The organism is Pectobacterium hainanensis (genome assembly GCF_046237015.1).
Classification (GTDB): Bacteria; Pseudomonadota; Gammaproteobacteria; order Enterobacterales; family Enterobacteriaceae; genus JBJYIN01.
In genome coordinates, this window is the sequence record NZ_JBJYIN010000018.1 from 86,093 (window position 1) to 105,884 (window position 19,792).

The following is a 19,792-nucleotide window of genomic DNA, read 5'->3' on the forward strand; positions in this document are numbered from 1 at the left end:
TCGTTGGTCGGTAAAATTCATTTCCAACGAATTTGTCGTGCAGTTTCTGCATGATGATACCGTTTTATCTCGCTACTCGAATGGTTCGGGGGGATATCTCACGATAAAGAGAGAAAGAGATTTGTTATTTTTGAGACCTGACTGCATCAACGCATTGCCCTGAATTTCGTGATGAGGTTCACAATTATTCTTTTATTTTCAGATATCATTTCATAACGTGCTTTGTAGTGGCTGAATATATTGGCATTGCTGTATTTGTTGAACAAGTTTATTAGTTTCGTAAAGTTATAATTATCTCTGTAATATATTCAGTCGGAATATTAAATTTAGTAATTGGGTGGCATGATTAATGCTGGCAATTAAATGTGTTAAATAACACATGTATTCCCGAAATAATGAGAGTCATGCAGTTAATTCATATGCGGCTTGAGGTATGGCGGGTATAAAATCTAATTCATAAGAGGAAGGTATATGTCAAATTATTATTTCTTACCGACAAGAAATGTTTTCGGTGAAGGTAGCGTACAGGAAGCGGGTGAGTTAGCAAAAACGTTAAAAGTTAAAAAAGTATTGATCGTTACAGATAAATTCCTTGCGCAAAGTGGTATGGCAGAGAAGATTGCCAAAATTTATAAAGAAGCCGGAATTGATGCGCATATTTTTGGTGGTGCCGAACCTAACCCAACCGATAAAAACGTGGCTGATGGTATTAAGGCCTACCATGATAACGAATGTAACGCGATCGTCTCTCTTGGTGGTGGTTCTTCACACGATTGTGCTAAAGGTATTGGCCTGGTGGCCTCTAACGGTGGGAATATCAGGGATTTTGAAGGCGTCGATAAATCCAACAATGATATGATTCCGTTAATGGCGATTAATACAACGGCGGGTACGGCATCCGAAATCACCCGTTTTTGTATTATTACGGATACCGATCGGAAAGTTAAGATGGCAATTGTGGATTGGCGCGTTACGCCACAAATTTCCATTAACGATCCTGAGTTAATGGTAGGGATGCCGCCTTCATTGACTGCTGCAACGGGGATGGATGCGTTAACGCATGCGATCGAAGCCTATGTATCAACAATGGCAAATCCGCTCACCGATGCCGCAGCGTTAAAAGCCATTAAAATGATTACGCAATATTTGCCTAAAGCTGTCGCAAATGGTGAATATATGAAAGCCAGAGACAATATGGCCTATGCCCAATATTTAGCGGGTATCGCCTTTAATAATGCCTCTCTGGGATATGTGCATGCGATGGCTCACCAATTGGGTGGTTTCTATAATTTACCTCATGGCGTTTGTAACGCGATTCTGCTGCCTTATGTCGAATCCTTTAATTTAATGAGTAACCTTAACCGGTTCAGAGATATTGCTGAAGCGATGGGCGAAAATGTCGCAGGCTTATCAACAGATGACGCCGCAGTTAAAGCGATTAGTGCTATCCAACGGTTAGGCAAACAAGTTGGTATTCCGCGCGATCTGAAGAGTCTGGGTGTTAAACCGGAAGATTTTGCGGTTATGGCTGAAAATGCTAAAAAAGACGTTTGCCAGCTTACCAACCCCCGTAAGGCGACGAAAGAAGAAGTTATCGAATTGTATCGTCAGGCCTATGAAGGGTCGTTGGCGATATAATTTCGGCGCGACCTTTCAGTATTGTTCCTGTTACGGACGAGGCCCATGGATGGGCCAGATAGTGAATCAGCATGAGAAAAAGGAGGGTTTTTCGTTCGTATTGTTGTCATAGATCATGACAATGTCATTTTCTTACCACAATTGTGATCTTTTACTGAATGTAGCATCGCCTATGCCGTTAATGATCAGGACTCATACCTGAAAAACGGAGCAATTCTTGATGGACGGTATTACCCCCCATAACGCTTCACAACCCTATCAAACAGATGACGCTGTTCAAATGTCGCATGGCTCGCGTGTTGATGCTTCGCTTGCCCACTTTGAAGCCATCAAATTTGCTGATACTTGCCATAAAGGTCATTCTGAATCGGCTTCACATTTGATGGCGTCGCTTACATCCGATGATGCTGAGACATACGACTTTTCCTGGTTTTTCACGCTAACGAAAGAAAAGGCAAAATATTCCACCGCGGCGCTTACAGACGCACTGCATGAAGCTTTATCCAGTCCGTTGCATGCCAATATGACTGCGACCACTCAATTATTTGATATTGCGACTAAAAAACAGAAACTGATGTTCATTAAAGATCATTTGTTAGTTGAAGCGTATCGGGCGCAGGCAATTAGCGTCATCAATAATTATATTAATAAACTGGTGGAACATCGGGATAACGCGCTGATGGATAAAGTGTTATCGATCGCCGATAGCGCACAAAGCTTTGCCGATATGCTCGACCAGTTTGAAATGATCATCAGAAATCAGGGGGGGACATCCTTCGAATTGCAGAGCATTAGCCAACTTGCCGATCATTGGGAAGATTTTGTACAGCGGTATGCCTGATAACCATTAAAAAAACCAACGGGAGCAGGGGCTGATAATACATTTGGTTGTGTGCTGAGTGAGCGGTTTGGATGATGTTTGAGCAGTCAGAACCTCATACTTTGTATGGAAATGAGAAAAATTCTCAACAAAGTGCTTTACAGATGATACTGATAACTATTATCATCATTTCCGCACTTCAGCAGTTGCTTCTTACGTAGGCACTGAAGGAGAGCACGACATTGCTCACATTGCTTCCAGTATTATTTTAGCCAGCCTCTGCGCTGGCTTTTTTTTATCTTAATTTTATCAACAGCGCTGTTTTTCATTCCTTATCTGCCTCCGCTTAAACCTGACTTAATGTCAGGTTATTCGTTCACGACGATGGCATGTTTTTTCAGTAACCCGCGCAGTTGATGGTAGGTTAATCCCAGGAGTTCCGCCGCCTTACGCTGATTAAAACGCGACTGATTCAATGCCCGAATGAGCAGCGCATTTTCCTGAGACAACTGCCATTGCCTCATATCCAACGGCAAATCAGGTTGTTCATCCTGAGAGTGTTGCGGCGTCAACGGGGATTGGGTGGTGGATGCCGGCTTCTGGAAAGGGTTGAGAATGATATTATCCAGCATCTTGTCGCTGTTACCGTGGCGGTAGACGGAGCGTTCAACCACATTCTTTAATTCACGAATATTACCAGGCCAGCTGTAGCTCGAAAGGGTTTCACGAGCTTGCATCGTAAAGCCGGGAAATAGCGGCAGGCGCAGTTCCCGACACATCTGAATGGCAAAATGCTCAGCCAGCAACATGATATCCTGCTGACGTTCGCGCAAGGGGGGAAGTTGCACTACATCGAATGCCAATCTATCCAGGAGGTCGGCGCGAAATTTTCCGCTAGCGGCTAATGCGGGTAAGTCGTCATTGGTGGCGCAAACCAGACGAACATCGACCTGTAATGCGTGGCCGCCGCCAACACGCTCCAGTACGCCATATTCAATCACCCGAAGCAGCTTTTCTTGTACCAACATGGGAGCTGTTGCCAACTCGTCCAAAAACAGCGTCCCGCCATCGGCACGTTCAAACCGTCCGAGGTGGCGTTTCTGTGCGCCGGTAAAGGCACCCGCTTCATGACCGAACAGTTCGGAATCCAGTAGGTTTTCGTTTAGCGCCGCACAGTTCAGTGAAACAAATGGCCCCTGCCAACGGGGGGAAAGGTAGTGTAAACGGCTGGCGATCAACTCTTTGCCTGTCCCTCGTTCGCCAATCACCAGAACGGGTTTATTAAGCTGCGCGAGTTGTGATACTTGCTCAAGCACTTCAAGAAAGCTGTTTGCTTCGCCCAATAGGTTTTCTTTTTCTTGCATCATCACTTTACACCATGTGATTTTTACTAACAGTTAGTGTATTTAACTAATTTAGCGGGTGTTGAAAAATAGTCAAAATATAAGGATGTTTAATTTTCAATGAGTTACTGCAAACAAAAAATTGGCACGCTTATTGATATAGCTTTAGCGGACTCGCATCCTAATCCGTCATAACGGGTCAGGATAATAAATCAGGCGTAATCAGACGCTGGAAATTGCTAAGAGGATTGGATTATGGGTATTTTTTCTCGTTTTGCCGACATCGTGAACGCCAATATCAATTCGTTGCTGGATAAAGCAGAAGATCCGCAGAAGTTGGTTCGGCTGATGATTCAGGAAATGGAGGATACGCTGGTTGAGGTTCGTTCGACGTCAGCGCGGGCGTTGGCAGAAAAGAAACAGATTGCCCGTCGTATTGAGCAGGCTCAGTCTCAACAGACACAATGGCAGGATAAGGCCGAGTTGGCGCTGAGAAAAGATAAAGACGATCTGGCACGTGCAGCGTTGATTGAGAAACAAAAGCTGACCGATTTAATCGACATGTTGCAGCATGAAGCGGAAAGTATTGATGAAACGTTGGAGCGCATGAAACGTGAAATCGGCGAGTTGGAAAACAAACTGACAGAAACGCGTGCACGTCAGCAGGCATTAACGTTACGCCATCAGGCTGCTTCTTCGTCCCGTGATGTGCGTCGTCAACTGGACAGCGGTAAGCTGGATGAAGCGATGGCTCGTTTCGAACAGTTCGAACGTCGGATTGATACGATGGAAGCGGAAGCAGAAAGCGTTGGTCTGGGTAAACAAAAGTCACTGGATCAGCAATTTGCCGAATTGAAAGCTGATGATGAAATCAGTGCGCAGTTGGCCGCGCTAAAGGCTAAAGTTAAACCAGCAGAATAACTGGCTTGTGTAGGTGGGCTATCGTCAGGGTTGGTGATAGCCGTAACCGGTAAACACCATGATTAAGGAGACACGATGAGTGCTTTGTTTCTTGCCATACCGCTGACCATTTTTATGCTGTTTGTGGCGCCGATATGGCTTTGGCTACATTACAGTCAGCGTAAGCAAAACAATGCTCAGTTAGGACAAAGCGACATGCAGCGTCTGACGCAATTGACTGAAAACGCCCAGCGTATGCGTGAGCGAATTCAGGCGCTGGAAGAAATTCTGGATGCAGAACACCCGGACTGGAGAAAATCGTCATGAAGAATACATGGTCAGGTAAAACGTTGTATCGCATACCGGAAGAGGGAATGCTCAAAGGCGTATGCGCGGGTCTGGCTCGCTACTTTGATGTCCCGGTGAAACTGGTGCGGGTCATCGTCGTGTTATCCATGTTCTTCGGGTTGTTCTTTTTCACGATTGTGGCTTATATCGCGCTGAGCTTTGTCCTCGATCCGATACCCGCGATGCACTATCGCGACCAGGATGAAGCGTCGAAAACGCCGGGGCAATGGCTTCATGATGTGGACGCCACATTGATGAAAAGTGAACAACGGCTACGTGATATTGAACGCTATGTCACATCGGATACCTTTGGCGTACAGAGCCGCTTTCGCCAGTTGTAATCTCATTACACGGCGCTGATATCAAACCGGCTACGGTGAGACGTCTCCATAACGGTCAATCAGCGTCGTTAATAACAAAATCATACTCTCTTTCCGCTATCCGGATGATTCTGTACTAGATTTGGAGTCAGTGCGGGATTTGTACGTTCCCCCCCGTTTCCTGTAAAACGCTTTGTTCATCTCACTCATGATTAAGAAGGGGCTTCATGGATGATATAACGATTTTTATCGGTAGCCTGTTCGTGCTGGCCTATTTCATCGTGATACCGATAGCGATGATTGTGGTGTTCCTGCGTAGCAAACAATTAAGAAAGAAGAACGAGCAGCTAGAGCAGACGATGGCACAACTACAGGTGAGTTTGCTTCGTTTAACGGCGCAGATAAATAGCCCATCACTATCGTCACATACAACTTCATCGTCGCATACAGCTTCATCGTCACGTACAACTTCATCGTCGCATACTGTTTCTCAGGCTGAGCCTACGGTTACGGCATCGGCGGCGGTTGAACCCATCCCCGCATGGGGAACGGATGCACCGGTCGAGTCTGCGAGTCAACCGCGTTCTGATAGGGTAGAAAATGTGACGCCGTCACTTGAGCGTGTGCATTCCGTGACTGAGTCGGAATGGCGTAGTCGCCGGGCAGATACCCGCGCCGAACGCTTTGATGTTAGAGATGAAGATGACACCCCAACGGAAAAACATGCCGGTATTCTTTCTTCATTAATCGGTTGGTTACTGCGCGGTAATCCTTTGGCAAAAGTGGGCGTTTTGCTGCTGTTTTTTGGCCTAGCTTACCTGATGAAATACACCATCGAACGAGACATGCTAGCGATTCAATGGCGGTTAGGTATTGCGGCGCTCATTAGTAGTGGATTGCTGGTATTTGGCTGGCGTTTACGCCATCAACAACGGCTTTACGCCCTTATTTTGCAAGGCGGGGCGGTCGGTGCGTTGTATATCACGATATTTGGCGCGTTTCGGCTTTATTTCTTGCTGCCCTATGTCGGGGCATTCGCGTTGTTGCTATTGGTCTGTATCGCCAGCGTGGGATTGGCGATATTGCAGCGTTCATTGAGCCTGGCGATGTTGGCGAGTATCGGTGGCTATCTGGCACCGCTATTGCTATCACAAGGTGGCGGTAGCCATGTGGTGCTATTTTCGTACTATCTGCTGCTTTCGCTGGGTATTCTGGCGATAAGTGCCCGGCAGTCGTGGCGAGAACTCAATCTGCTGGGGTTGATCTTTACCTTTGGCGTCGCCGCAAGCTGGGGGGCGGCTTACTATCAGCGCGATTTTTATCTGAGTAGCCAACTGTTTCTGATCGCCAATATTTTGTTGTTTGGCGTAGGGGCGTTGTTGTTTTCTTTGCGCCATCAGCCCACGAGTAAGCCAGTGGTCGATGGCGTACTATTATTTGTGCCGCCGCTGATTGGCTTTGGTATGCAGTACCTTATTACCGAACATTGGCAATACGGGCCAGCGGTATCGGCTTTGGCATACGGTCTGGGTTATCTGCTGCTCGGTGGGCTGACGCGTCGGTCGTCTCCGCGTTTAGGTTTGTTTGCCCTTAGTTTAGGGGGCTGCTTTTTGACGTTATCTGTACCATTAGCGTTGTCTGCGCAATCTACTGCTATGGTATGGATGGTTGAAGGCGTGTGTCTGCTGTGGAGTGGACTGCATCAGAAGCAGCGTCGCATGGGATGGAGTGGTTCTGTTGTGCTGCTGCTTGGCGCATTATCAGTAGCATACGCTTTCGTGGTGGGAGAATTGTCGTCAGCGTCGTTTGCCTTCATCTTTTTCACCGGTGGCATGTTGACGATGACTTCACTGTGCGCCGCCTGGTGTTGGTCGCATTATCGCCAGGTTGAAACGCAGTGGCGTAAGTTTGCGCAGGTTTTTTACCTGCTGGGTATGGTGTCGTGGCTGATTTGGATCCTCTATATTGCCGGGCGCGTAATAAGAGAATACACCAATGCGTTTTGGCTCGGCAGTGAGTTTATACCACTTTGGCGAGCGCAGGATTTGCTGCAACCACCGTTGTTTTTGGCGTTGATGGCGATTTCCTGCCTACTATGGCAAAAAGTAGGAAAGTCCCTGAAATGGCCGATGCTGCGCTACAGTAGTGGATTACTGTGGCTATTCATGCTGTATGCCGTTATCCAACTGGTTGATTTTTCTGGTTATAGCCAACTCCGATTACTCAGCGTCGGCGAGCAGATCGCCGTGTTTTTGGGGTGGATCGTCAGCTTTTCGATTGCTTATGGTTTGCTCTACCTCGAGTCGGAAAATATACCGCGTCGGTTAGCGCAGGCCTTTCACCTATCGCTGTTCTGGATGGCGCTGGCTTTCTTTTTCCTGATGGCCGAACAGTATTGGTATCCTCTGATCCCAGCCTATATCGACGAAGGTGCGCCGGTTCTGTCATGCATTCTGCTGGCAACAATTATTTTGGCGCTGGTATTGCCAGCGCGTCACCGATTGTGGCCGCTGACGCACTGGGCGCAGTTGTATAACCGAACGGGATTAGTGCCACTGGTGGCAACATTGTTCACGCTATTGGCAAGCGCTAATCTGCTGGATGGACAGATTCGATGGGGCGCACAAACGTGGCCTTATGTGCCATTGTTGAACCCGTTGGAGGGTAGTATGGCCTTTGGGGTGGCTGCGTTAGCGTTGTGGTATCGCCGAGCGTTAAGTGATTCGCCACCGAGTCACACATTGAAGCGTTCGTGTCGGCTGGGGCTGTGGGCACTGGTTATCTGGTTGCTGAATGGCCTGCTGATGCGTGCACTGGCCTGGTATACCGAGACGCCGTGGGACGCGGCGGCATTGTGGCGATCTCATCTGATTCAGGCAACGTTTGCACTGTTGTGGACATTTTCCGCATTGGTTTGCATGGTATGGTCAACTCGCCGTCAGCAACGTAGCGGATGGATGATGGGTGCATTGCTGCTGAGTTTAACCATTCTTAAACTGTTTCTGGTGGATAGTGCAAACAGCGGTGGGCTGGCGCGTGCGGTAGCATTTATTGGGGTCGCTATCCTTATTTTGATTGTGGGGTATTTTGCGCCACTGCCACCCAAAAAATCGATCAACCCGTCGGAGACAACGGTCATTCAATGAAACGATTACAAAACGAATTTAATTCACTGGTTAACCGTAGTGTGGATCGCCATTTACGATTGGCCGTTACCGGCCTGAGTCGCAGCGGTAAAACGGCGTTTATTACGGCATTTGTCAATCAATTACTGAATATACACAGTGGGGCACATCTGCCATTGTTTTCCGCTGTGCGAGAAGGCCGCTTGCTGGGGGCCAAACGCGTACCGCAGCGCGATCTCGGCGTTCCGCGTTTTGCCTATGATGAAGGCATGGCTGCGTTGTATGGCTCCCCGCCGGACTGGCCGACGCCGACTCGTGGCGTGAGTGAAATACGTCTGGCGCTGCGCTATCGTTCTAATGATTCTTTGCTGCGTCATTTTAAAGAAACTTCGACGCTGTACTTGGAAATTGTCGATTATCCAGGTGAATGGCTGCTGGATTTACCGCTGCTTGAGCAAACGTATCTTAGCTGGTCACGTCAGATGACAGGGTTGTTACAAGGCGAACGCGCCGAGTGGGCTAAGCCATGGCTGGCGTTGTGCGAGAAGTTGGATCCGCTGGCACCGGCTGATGAAAATCAACTTGCCGCTATCGCGCAGGCATACACCGATTACTTGGTACGCTGCAAACGGGAAGGTCTGCATTTTATTCAGCCTGGACGCTTTGTATTACCGGGGGATTTAGCGGGAGCACCTGTTTTACAATTTTTCCCTTGGCCGCAGGTCGATAAATGGGGAGAGGCTAAATTGGCGTCGGCTGACAGTAAAACCAACATTGGCATGCTACGCCGTCGCTTTGATTACTATTGCCAATCGGTCGTGAAGGGCTTCTATAAAGATCACTTTATTCGCTTTGATCGACAGATAGTGCTGGTCGATTGCCTGCAACCCCTGAATAGCGGTATCCACGCGTTTAACGACATGCGACTGGCGCTGACACAACTCATGCAAAGTTTTCACTACGGCAAACGAACATTATTTCGACGCTTGTTTTCACCGTGCATCGACAAACTGATGTTTGCCGCCAGTAAATCCGATCATATTACTGCCGATCAACATGCCAACCTGGTGTCATTGTTGCAGCAGTTGGTGCAGGAAGCCTGGCAGAACGCCGCATTTGAAGGGATTAGTATGGACTGTGCGGGGATTGCTTCCATTCAATCGACGCAAAGTGGCGTTGTTGAACATCAAGGGCAAAAAATTCCAGCACTGAAGGGGCATCGACTCAGCGATGGTCAACCATTAACGGTTTATCCGGGTGAGGTGCCCCCTCGTTTGCCGAGCGCCGCATTTTGGCAGACTCAAGGGTTCCATTTTGATGAATTTCGTCCCCGTGAAATGACGGTGGACACGCCGTTGCCGCATATCCGTCTGGATACGGTAATGGAGTTTTTATTGGGAGATAAATTGCGATGAATGAGCCACTGAAACCGCGAGTGACGTTTGATGACGTGTTGCCGGAGGAACCTCAGCCGCTGTTACGGGGCAATGTTGCGTTTGATGAGCAGGGCGCGGAACGTTTTTCCCCCGTTAGTCGTGAGGAAGAGGTGCCGGAAGAGGGCGTTGCCGAAGCGGTGGTCAGCGAGGCGTTACGGCCTAAGCGCAGCCTGTGGCGACGCATGGTCATCGCGGGGTTAACGTTGTTTGGTGTGAGTGCTGTTGCGCAGGGTGTCCAGTCGCTACATAACGCTTGGATCCAGCAGGACTGGATTGCGCTGGGCGGCATCACGGCGGGTAGCCTGATTGTCGTTGCTGGTGTCGGATCGCTAGCGGTGGAATGGCGGCGGCTTTATCGCTTACGCGAACGCGCTGCAGAGCGCGATGTCGCTCGCGATTTGCTGCATAGCCATGGTATCGGGCATGGACGAGCATTCTGTGAAAAACTGGCGCATCAGGCGGGGTTGGATAAAGGACATCCTGCAATGCAGCGCTGGCAGGCGTCTCTACATGAAACCCATAACGATCGTGAAGTTGTGGAACTGTATGCCAGATTGGTGCAACCCGTTCTGGACAGTCAGGCGCGACGGGAAATCAGTCGCTCGGCGGCAGAATCTACCCTGATGATTGCCGTCAGTCCGTTGGCCTTGGTTGATATGGCTTTTATCGCCTGGCGTAACCTGCGGCTGATCAATCGTATTGCCGCGCTTTACGGCATCGAACTGGGCTATTTTAGCCGTATCCGTTTGTTCAAATTAGTATTACTGAACATCGCCTTTGCTGGTGCCTCGGAACTGGTACGCGAAATCGGTATGGACTGGATGTCGCAGGATTTGGCCGCGCGTCTCTCTGCCCGAGCAGCACAAGGAATTGGTGCGGGTCTGCTGACAGCGAGACTAGGTATTAAGGCAATGGAACTGTGTCGGCCACTGCCTTGGCTGGATGATAAGCCGCGTCTGGGTGATTTCCGTCGTGAACTGATTGGGCAGGTGAAAGACACGTTGCAAAAAGCGCGGTGATTAGCCGGGAAAGAGATGGAATATTCCATAGCTGTCAACTTTTACTGACACTTTGCTTCATACGTGTCAGACGAAAGGGTATTATCTCCGCTTATTACCCTGTCGCTTTTGTTGAAGAAGGTCATTGTTGATGCGTCTGGAAGTGTTTTGTGAAGACCGTATCGGTCTGACTCGTGAATTGCTGGATCTCCTCGTGTTGCGCAATATCGATCTGCGGGGCATAGAGATTGCACCCATTGGTCGCATTTATCTTAATTTTGCCTCACTGGATTTTGAGGATTTTCGCGTATTAATGGCCGAAATTCGGCGTATCGAAAGCGTCAGCGACGTTCGTACCGTCGCTTTTATGCCTTCAGAACGAGAACATCGTGCGGTGGCCGCACTGCTGGAATCGATGCCGGAGCCGGTGTTTTCACTCGACTTGCATGGCAAGATTGAACTGTTTAACCCCGCAGCACTGGCGTTGTTCGAGCAACCTGCCGAAAAAATCCGCAATTTGACGATAGGGACGTTGATACCTGGTTACAACGTCACGGAATGGTTGGATCGCGGCAGCATGACGGCAATGGAGCGTGTGGTGATCCGCGGTCAGGATTTCCTGTTGGAAATTACGCCTATTCATCTGGAAAATGATGAAGGTAAAAGTACCACGGCAGGTGCGCTGGTGATGCTGAAATCCGCTGTGCGAATGGGGCGGCAATTGCAGGATCTGGCCGTGAACGATGATAATGAATTTGCTCATATTGTCGCTGTCAGTCCGAAAATGCGTCAGGTGGTCGAGCAGGCTCGCAAATTGGCTATGTTGGATGCGCCCTTGCTGATCGTTGGCGATACGGGAACCGGCAAAGACATGATAGCGCGAGCCTGTCATTTGCGGGGACCACGAGGCAAAAAGCCGTTTTTGGCGCTGAATTGTGCGGCATTGCCTGATGAAGTTATGGAAAGTGAGTTGTACGGTCATGCACCTGGTGCCTATCCCAATGCATTGGAAGGTAAAAAAGGTTTCTTCGAGCAAGCGGATGGCGGATCGGTTCTGCTGGATGAAGTCGGAGAAATGTCTGCTCAAATGCAGACTAAGTTATTGCGTTTCCTTAATGATGGTACATTCCGCCGGGTAGGTGAAGATCACGAGATGCATGTCAATGTTCGTGTTATTTGCGCGACGCAAAAGAACCTACTGGAAATGGTGCAGCGCGGTGAATTCAGGGAGGATCTTTATTATCGCCTGAATGTGTTGACCTTAACGTTGCCGCCGCTGCGTGAGCGGCCGACCGATATCATGCCGTTAACTGAATTATTTGTTGCCCGTTTTGCCGATGAACAGGGCATTCCTCGACCGAGGTTGGCAGCAGATTTACGACAGTTCCTGCCACAATATGGTTGGCCAGGTAATGTGCGTCAGCTAAAAAATACGATTTATCGAGCGTTGACGCAGTTGGAAGGTTATGAACTGCGAATGCAGGACATCGATTTGCCGGCCTTCTCGGCTGACATTCAGCACAATGAAGAAATGCTGGATGGTTCGCTGGATGACATCAGTAAACGTTTCGAACGCGCGGTGCTCACTCGCCTTTATCAGACTTATCCCAGTACGCGAAAGCTGGCTAAACGACTCGGTGTTTCACACACGGCGATTGCCAATAAACTGCGGGAGTATGGTTTGAGTCAACGTAAAGTGGCCGATGAGACTGACGAATAAAGCGGGATAGCGGTTGTTGGAACAAACGGCTGCGAAAGCAGCCGTTTTTAATAACCTTACTTCAATGCTGCCAGTGCGGCATCGTAATCCGGTTCGGTGGTAATTTCGTTCACCAATTCGCCGTACAGTACGTTGTCGTTTTCATCCAGCACGACAACAGCACGTGCAGTCAGCCCTTTCAACGCACCATCAGCAATCGCGACGCCGTAGGCGTCTTTAAACTCTGCACCACGCAGGGTGGACAGCACGACCACGTTATTCAGGCCTTCTGCACCACAGAAGCGGGATTGTGCAAACGGGAGATCGGAAGAGATACACAGTACCACGGTATTATCCAGTTCAGACCCCAGTTGATTAAATTTACGCACTGACGCGGCGCAAACACCGGTATCGATGCTTGGGAAAATATTTAGAATTTTACGTTTTCCAGCATAGCTACTCAGGGAAACATCAGACAAATCTTTGCCTACCAGCGTGAAAGCTGGCGCTTTGTTTCCTTTCGCGGGAAACGTTCCTGATAGCGGTACTGGATTACCTTGAAAATGTACGTTCTGTGACATGTATGCTTCCTCAGTTACAGGTTGTTAACACGTTCTCAGTTTAAGGCAACATCAGCAACATTGATATAAAAAAACGCCGGGAGCGTTTTTCAACGCTAATACATTGTGGTGATGAATAATTATCTCAATGCTGCCACCTTCCATTTCATCGCCCCTGTGTTGTTGGTCTATTTTTATCATGGCAACTTAAGATATTCCCTGGACACCTACGGTGGTTATCGCCATAAGCTGAATGAGTATATGAGCGAGTGGTTACGATGGATGGTTTATTGGCTATTATGCTTTTAGTTATATGATTAACAGCCTGTCAGAAAGCGAGCCTTTTATCGTGCGGGAGATTATCGCTGACGAGCGTTTTAATGGGTAAGGGCAATTCATGATGAAAAATGGGAATGCTGTTCGCTATGCGGTACTTTTGGGGCTCGTGGCGGGTAGTGCGGGCGCGGCGCAGATACCGGCGGGAACAGTATTAGCGGAGAAACAGGAAATAGTCCGGCATATCAAAGATGAACCGGCTTCGTTGGATCCGATAAAGGCGGTCGGTTTACCGGAAGCTCAGGTATCGCGTGATCTGTTTGAAGGGCTAGTCAATCAGGATGAGAACGGCAACACCGTTCCGGGTGTGGCACTGCGTTGGCAAACGAATGACAACCGGACTTTCACCTTCCATTTACGGGAAGATGCACGTTGGTCAAATGGCGATCCGGTAACCGCGCAGGATTTTGTCTATAGCTGGCAACGATTGGTTTCCCCGGAAAATTCATCGCCATTTGCCTGGTTCGCTCGTTTAGCGGGAATCCTTAATGCCGATCAGATCATTGCGGGTAACATGCCCGCGAATAAATTAGGTGTAGCGGCGATTAATGATCACACGCTCAGCGTACAACTGGGAAAACCGGTTCCTTATTTTGTCAGCCTGATGGCGAATTTCAGCCTTTTTCCTGTCCATCAGGCAACGGTAGAAAAATACGGCAATGAGTGGACTAAACCGGGTAATTTGGTCGGTAATGGGGCGTTCAAACTGGCACAACGGGTCGTTAATGAAAAACTGGTTATGGTGCCCAATCCATATTATTGGGATCATACCAATACGGCGTTAACGAAAGTCACATTTGTTCCTATCAATCAAGAGTCGAACGCGACAAAACGCTATCTCTCCGGTGATATCGATATCACGGAGTCATTTCCCAAGAACATGTATCGAAAACTGCTGAAAGATCTGCCGGGTCAGGTTTATACGCCAGAACAATTGGGGACGTATTACTACGCGTTTAATACGCAACGCGCGCCGACAAATGATGCGCGAGTTCGCAAGGCGCTGTCCTATGCCATCGATCGGAAGATTATCGCGGAAAAAGTGCTGGGAACGGGGGAAAAGCCAGCCTACCACTTTACACCTGACGTTACCGCCGGGTTTACACCCGATGAAAGTGTGTTGCAGCAATATACGCAAGCCGAATTGGATGCACAGGCGAAAGCGTTGATGGCGGCAGCCGGTTATGGTCCAGGACGTCCCATGAAATTGTCATTGTTATATAACACGTCGGAAAGCCATCAGAAGATTGCAATTGCCGTGGCGTCAATGTGGAAGACTAAGTTAGGCGTTGATGTAAAATTATCCAATCAGGAATGGCAAACCTATATTGACAGCCGTAACAGCGGTAATTTTGATGTGGTACGAGCATCGTGGGTGGGAGATTACAATGAGGCGTCTACGTTCCTGTCGTTATTAACGTCACATCACAGCGGGAATATCGCTCGATTCAAACGGGCTGATTACGATCGCTTACTGGATGAAGTGGGCGATCAATCCGATGCCAAAATAGTTAATGCCGACTACAACCGCGCTGAACGTATTCTGATGGAAGACGCACCGATTGCACCGATTTATCAATATACGAATGGTCGTTTGATTAAACCATGGGTGAAAGGGTACCCGATTACTAACCCTGAGGATGTCGCTTACAGTCATTCGCTTTATATCGTGAAACACTGAGGCAAGTATGGAATGGTTTGAAGGAGAAGCGTTGCAACATTCGGGAGCGGTACATGCTTACCAACTGGATGGACAGGGGGGCGTGAAACCTATCGGCGATCGCGATGTTGCGGATAGCATCCAGCCTTGCTGGCTACATCTGGATTCGACATTGCCAGCCAGTGCTCACTGGCTGAGCGAAACGCGTTTAGTGCCTGATAGTGTCCGTGACGCGTTGTCTGGTGAGAGTGTTCGTCCCAGAGTGACTCGCCTGGGAGAAGGGACAATGATTACGCTGCGTAGCATTAATCTGAATGTCGATTCCCGCCCAGACCAGTTGGTTGCGATGAGAGTATTCATTACGGATCGGCTGATTATTTCAACCCGTCGACGTAAGGTGCTGGCGATTGATGAGGTCATGACCGATCTGAAAGAAGGAAATGGGCCAACGGATAGCGGGAGTTGGCTCGTGTCGGTTGCGGAATCGCTCACCGACCATACCAGTGAATTTATTGATGATCTACATGAAAGAATTATCGATCTGGAAGAAGATCTGCTGGAGCAAAAAATTCCACCGCGCGGTGAGTTGGCGTTAATTCGTAAACAGTTGATCGTGTTACGGCGCTATATGACGCCGCAGCGAGATGTTTTTTCTCGGCTGTCTGGTGAGAAGTTGCCCTGGATGCAGGATGACGATCGCCGTCGGATGCAGGAAATTGCCGACAGGTTGGGGCGAGGGCTGGAAGACCTGGATTCGAGCATTGCTCGCACGACGGTGCTGTCGGATGAGATCACGGCACAGATGACGGAAGCGATGAACCGCAGAACGTATACGATGTCACTATTAGCGATGGTTTTTTTACCGACGACCTTTTTGACGGGGTTGTTTGGCGTCAATTTGGGTGGCATTCCGGGAGGCGATTCTAAGATTGGATTCGGAATGTTCTGCTTAATGTTGGTGCTATTGGTTGGTGGCGTTGCATGGTGGTTAAAACGTAGTAAATGGCTATGAATACCAAGGAATGGTTATTGCGTTGATTATCACAGACTTCCAGCGTGAGTTGAAAAATGACGTCTAAATTGAGCAATATCAACATTTTTTACATGATAGTACGGCACTATCCTTCTCGCAGGTGAATGCAACGTCAAGCGATGGGCGTTGCGCTCCATATTGTCTTACTTCCTTTTTTGAATTACTGCATAGCACAATTGATTCACACCATGCCGACGATATCGTCGGCATTTTTTTGCTCATTCCTCGTCCGTACCTTGGCTATCAGCACGTAACGCGGCTAGTGTTGTTTCCAGCTTTTTTTGATCATAAGTCAAAAAGAGGCTCCATCCGAGACAGCCTGCAGCCAGAAGTATCTGAACCAAGGCATAGGTTCTATCGCCATAAGGGTTGGAATAAATATCTAAAAAAGCAGATCCGACGGTGGCTACCCCGCCAATAAATGCCCATTTTTTTACCTTCATTTTCCCCTGTAATTCCTTTTCTAACCGTTCAATGGTTATTGTTTTCGACTCCATCATGATTCCTTAGACAGTATTGAGTATAAACTTGGGGCATTCTGCCCCTAATTATTTGATTTCCAAAACATCCAGCCGGGTTTGCGGCGAGGTGTCATCTTCATCTTCTGGTTGCCAACCAACGGGTTGCAGGGGAAACTCTTCACGATCAAACGCCAGGTCACCACCGTCAATGATCCCGCTATCGTGGCGAATATGTTTAAAATCGAAGAGCGAGTGATCGGCAAGATGCGATGGCACAACGTTTTGCATCGCACTGAACATGGTTTCGATCCGACCAGGATAACGTTTATCCCAATCTCGCAGCATATCCTTGATGACTTGACGTTGCAGATTGGGCTGAGAGCCGCATAGGTTACACGGGATGATGGGGTACTGACGGGCTTGCGCAAAACGTTCGATGTCTTTTTCTTTGCAATAGGCTAATGGGCGAATTACCACATGCTTGCCATCATCACTCATCAGTTTTGGCGGCATCCCTTTTAATTTTCCGCCATAGAACATATTGAGGAACAAGGTTTGCAGCATATCGTCACGGTGGTGACCCAGCGCAATTTTTGTCGCCCCTAATTCCGTGGCGGTACGATACAGAATGCCGCGACGCAATCGAGAGCACAGGGAACAGGTCGTTTTTCCTTCCGGAATTTTTTCTTTCACGATGCCGTACGTGTTCTCTTCGACGATCTTGTACTCGATACCGATTCCGTCTAGATACTCAGGTAAAACATGTTCAGGAAATCCTGGCTGTTTCTGGTCCAGATTGACGGCTATCAGTGAAAAGTTCACTGGCGCACTTTGTTGCAGATTACGCAGAATATCCAGCATCGTAAAACTGTCTTTGCCACCGGACAGGCAAACCATAATACGATCGCCTTCTTCAATCATATTGAAGTCAGCAATCGCTTCCCCGACGTTACGGCGCAAACGCTTATGCAGTTTATTAAGGTTGTATTGCTGTTTGTTGTTATGTGTTTGATTTTCTTGCATTTTATTTTGTTCCTACACCCATAAGGGGCACCAAAGGGGCAAAACGATTCACAGCGCGAGCTTCCGATTCAGCATGCCAACCTGATCTTCATTCATGTCTTCAATCCATTTTCCGTAGATTTCATACACCATTTGCGCGTTCTCATGTCCCATTTGGTTTGCAATAAACGAAGGGTTCGCACCTGCCGAGAGTAACCAGCAAGCATAAGTATGGCGCGTATGGTACGGATTACGACGACGAATACCAGATCGTTTTACAGCAGCATTCCACAATTGCCCGATGGACGAGAAAGAGTAACTAATTTTTTGCTCACCTTTGCGCAATCGAGGGAGAAAAACGAAGCGTAAATGCTGGGTTTCAGTAAGGCCATACTCTCTGTGGTGATAGACAATTTCATTTTGGCGCTGATTCCCCGTTATTCGTATTTGTGACCGGAGCGCTTCCAGAGCCGGTTTAAGTAAAGTGACTGTACGGATACCTGCAAGAGTTTTAGGTGGGCCAAAATCCCCGAGGGTGGTTAAGTTACGTGAGACATGAATAACACCTGCATCCAAATCGATATCCTCCCATGCTAGCGCGAGCAATTCGCCATGCCGCAGCCCAGTGTAGACCGCCAATTGCCACAGGTTTTTACTTTGTCCTGATAAACTCTCTATGAGCTGAGTGAACTCATGCTGAAGAAGTGGATCGGGACGCGGGCGGCTTTTTTGTAGTTTCTTGATGCCCTCAAATGGCCTACCTGATATGAAATTAGACCGGTATGCAAAGCGGAGTAGTGAGCAAAGAAGGGATATGTAGTTATCGACAGTTCTAACTGTTCGACCTTTTTTGTTGCTTCGAGCCATAACTTGATAGTGAGTTTCTCCGTGGAGTAGTTGATTTCTATAGCCCAAAATATCGTTTTGGCTAATATCGGCAATAGGGGTCATATCACCGATGATATGAACCAATGTATTTAACTGAGAGCTTGTTTTTCGTAAGGTATTTGCTGCCAGTTCTATTTCACGGTTTTTTAGCCAGGTAGAAACTAACTCGCCAAAGGTTGATATTTTGCTGGTGGAATTTCTTTTCGCCCTGACTGAGTTAGGGAATCGCCTTGTATAATCGAATTCCCCAAGGTTAATTTCACTCACAATAATCGTTCGTAGGTTACCCGCTTTCTTTATGTTTGCGGGGGTATTCAACCATCCAGTCAGGATTTCCCGACAACGTTCACCACGATACATAAACCAAATGCAGAGGCTTCCGCTTCGTATTTCAACACCTGTAGGAAGCTTTGCCATTTATGCCTCTCGGATAAGCTGATTTATTGCGGGAAGGTTGTACCAGGTAATACCGCGTTGAGTTTTTTCGCCCGTGGGTGATACGCGCTTGAAGTGGACACCTTCAATCCAGCAGCCTTGCCGATATCGTTCTACTTGGCGCCCATCAAGCCCGGTTTTGTTTTTTAGTTCATCTTCGACAACCCACTCGCGATCGAAAACAATCAATGATTTGGTCATGGTCAGTCCTTGTGAAAAGGGCATGCAAAAGACACGCCCGTATTCTGGTCGTTTGGTCTATGTAAGGAAGGGGCTTTGGTTAGAAGAAAGTCCAGCTTTCCGTTTCGGCGTTATGCCCGAAGTTGTATTCGAACTGAGGGGACGACAAATCCAGCTTTTTCATTTCTTCAACAACGGTGGTGATAATGGCGATATCCTGATTTAACCGCATCAGATGATATTTTTTTCGACGAAGTAGGCTTTCTAGCGCCAGTTGTTGTGATGGAAAGGCAAAAGAGCGTTCTGCTGATTTTGCGACTTTCTTGATCGCGTATCGCATATTTTTCTTTTTCCAACCATCAAGCCATCGCGCCTTATCCCGATCGATATCATAATCCTTAGCCCAATGAGCGGGGCAGAGAAAGGCATAGCTATTGGTCTGGTGAAAGGCAATATATTGCTCGGCAATAACCTCAATACCCGCTTCCTGAACGGTTTCAAAATATCGCCAGTAAACGGGGTAGCCGTTATGTTCAGTTTTCGATTCCGGGAATGGTGATCTTACCCAGCATTAGTGGACACGCGACTAAGTGAGTAAACTCTCTACCAG

The 19,792-nt window shown here is 48.2% G+C and carries 18 protein-coding genes; 11 read left to right on the plus strand and 7 right to left on the minus strand.

From position 1 onward, the window contains the following. The first annotated feature begins 471 nt into the window (after positions 1-471). Both ACKPVM_RS16935 and ACKPVM_RS16940 read left to right on the plus strand, forming a co-directional pair. A complete protein-coding gene (locus ACKPVM_RS16935) occupies positions 472-1,638 on the plus strand; it encodes an iron-containing alcohol dehydrogenase (protein ID WP_409310871.1) in 1,167 nt (388 codons plus the stop codon). 220 nt (positions 1,639-1,858) lie between these two features. Continuing rightward, on the plus strand, positions 1,859-2,479 hold the full coding sequence (locus ACKPVM_RS16940) for a hypothetical protein (protein ID WP_409310873.1): 621 nt from the start codon (positions 1,859-1,861) through the stop codon (positions 2,477-2,479). Positions 2,480-2,826: 347 nt separating this feature from the next. Here ACKPVM_RS16940 and pspF read toward each other — a convergent pair whose 3' ends face one another. Further along, positions 2,827-3,825 (minus strand): phage shock protein operon transcriptional activator, encoded by a 999-nt coding sequence (gene pspF / locus ACKPVM_RS16945; RefSeq protein ID WP_409310875.1) that lies wholly within the window; start codon positions 3,823-3,825, stop codon positions 2,827-2,829. Positions 3,826-4,056: 231 nt separating this feature from the next. Here pspF and pspA point away from each other — a divergent pair, with 231 nt between their 5' ends. From pspA to tyrR, 7 genes are all read left to right on the plus strand, one after another. Beyond that, the gene (pspA, locus tag ACKPVM_RS16950; RefSeq protein ID WP_409310877.1) at positions 4,057-4,722 is read left to right on the plus strand and encodes a phage shock protein PspA; all 666 of its coding nucleotides are present in this window, start codon (positions 4,057-4,059) and stop codon (positions 4,720-4,722) included. A gap of 75 nt (positions 4,723-4,797) precedes the next feature. Then, a complete protein-coding gene (pspB, locus tag ACKPVM_RS16955) occupies positions 4,798-5,028 on the plus strand; it encodes an envelope stress response membrane protein PspB (protein WP_409310878.1) in 231 nt (76 codons plus the stop codon). Next, positions 5,025-5,390 carry an envelope stress response membrane protein PspC gene (gene pspC, locus ACKPVM_RS16960; RefSeq protein ID WP_409310880.1) on the plus strand — a complete coding sequence of 122 codons (366 nt, stop codon included), beginning with the start codon at positions 5,025-5,027 and terminating at the stop codon, positions 5,388-5,390. Before pspB ends, pspC begins: the two co-directional genes overlap by 4 nt. 206 nt (positions 5,391-5,596) lie before the next feature. Next, positions 5,597-8,515 (plus strand): DUF2339 domain-containing protein, encoded by a 2,919-nt coding sequence (locus tag ACKPVM_RS16965; protein ID WP_409310882.1) that lies wholly within the window; start codon positions 5,597-5,599, stop codon positions 8,513-8,515. Beyond that, on the plus strand, positions 8,512-9,909 hold the full coding sequence (locus ACKPVM_RS16970) for a YcjX family GTP-binding protein (RefSeq protein WP_409310884.1): 1,398 nt from the start codon (positions 8,512-8,514) through the stop codon (positions 9,907-9,909). Before ACKPVM_RS16965 ends, ACKPVM_RS16970 begins: the two co-directional genes overlap by 4 nt. Then, on the plus strand, positions 9,906-10,949 hold the full coding sequence (locus ACKPVM_RS16975; protein ID WP_409310886.1) for a TIGR01620 family protein: 1,044 nt from the start codon (positions 9,906-9,908) through the stop codon (positions 10,947-10,949). The genes ACKPVM_RS16970 and ACKPVM_RS16975 overlap by 4 nt, the downstream gene beginning before the upstream one ends. 130 nt (positions 10,950-11,079) lie before the next feature. Next, positions 11,080-12,648, plus strand: a complete 1,569-nt coding sequence (tyrR, locus tag ACKPVM_RS16980) for a transcriptional regulator TyrR (protein ID WP_409310888.1) — start codon at positions 11,080-11,082, stop codon at positions 12,646-12,648. A gap of 56 nt (positions 12,649-12,704) precedes the next feature. Here tyrR and tpx read toward each other — a convergent pair whose 3' ends face one another. After that, positions 12,705-13,208, minus strand: a complete 504-nt coding sequence (tpx, locus tag ACKPVM_RS16985) for a thiol peroxidase (protein ID WP_409310890.1) — start codon at positions 13,206-13,208, stop codon at positions 12,705-12,707. 379 nt (positions 13,209-13,587) lie between these two features. Between tpx and ACKPVM_RS16990 the strand changes: the two genes are divergently transcribed. Then, positions 13,588-15,204 carry a peptide ABC transporter substrate-binding protein gene (locus ACKPVM_RS16990; RefSeq protein WP_409310921.1) on the plus strand — a complete coding sequence of 539 codons (1,617 nt, stop codon included), beginning with the start codon at positions 13,588-13,590 and terminating at the stop codon, positions 15,202-15,204. A 7-nt stretch (positions 15,205-15,211) separates the two neighbouring features. After that, positions 15,212-16,195, plus strand: coding sequence for a zinc transporter ZntB (gene zntB, locus ACKPVM_RS16995; protein ID WP_409310892.1), 984 nt, complete (start codon positions 15,212-15,214; stop codon positions 16,193-16,195). Between the two features lie 239 nt (positions 16,196-16,434). Here zntB and ACKPVM_RS17000 read toward each other — a convergent pair whose 3' ends face one another. The 5 genes from ACKPVM_RS17000 to ACKPVM_RS17020 form a co-directional block, all read right to left on the minus strand. Next, positions 16,435-16,716, minus strand: a complete 282-nt coding sequence (locus ACKPVM_RS17000; RefSeq protein WP_409310894.1) for a hypothetical protein — start codon at positions 16,714-16,716, stop codon at positions 16,435-16,437. A gap of 48 nt (positions 16,717-16,764) precedes the next feature. Further along, positions 16,765-17,700: a tRNA 2-thiocytidine(32) synthetase TtcA gene (gene ttcA, locus ACKPVM_RS17005; RefSeq protein ID WP_409310896.1), complete on the minus strand. Its 936-nt coding sequence runs from the start codon at positions 17,698-17,700 to the stop codon at positions 16,765-16,767. A gap of 48 nt (positions 17,701-17,748) precedes the next feature. Beyond that, the gene (locus ACKPVM_RS17010; RefSeq protein WP_409310898.1) at positions 17,749-18,984 is read right to left on the minus strand and encodes an Arm DNA-binding domain-containing protein; all 1,236 of its coding nucleotides are present in this window, start codon (positions 18,982-18,984) and stop codon (positions 17,749-17,751) included. After that, a complete protein-coding gene (xisR, locus tag ACKPVM_RS17015; protein ID WP_409310900.1) occupies positions 18,985-19,203 on the minus strand; it encodes an excisionase family protein in 219 nt (72 codons plus the stop codon). Positions 19,204-19,282: 79 nt separating this feature from the next. Then, a complete protein-coding gene (locus ACKPVM_RS17020; protein ID WP_409310901.1) occupies positions 19,283-19,522 on the minus strand; it encodes a hypothetical protein in 240 nt (79 codons plus the stop codon). Positions 19,523-19,792 lie beyond the last annotated feature (270 nt).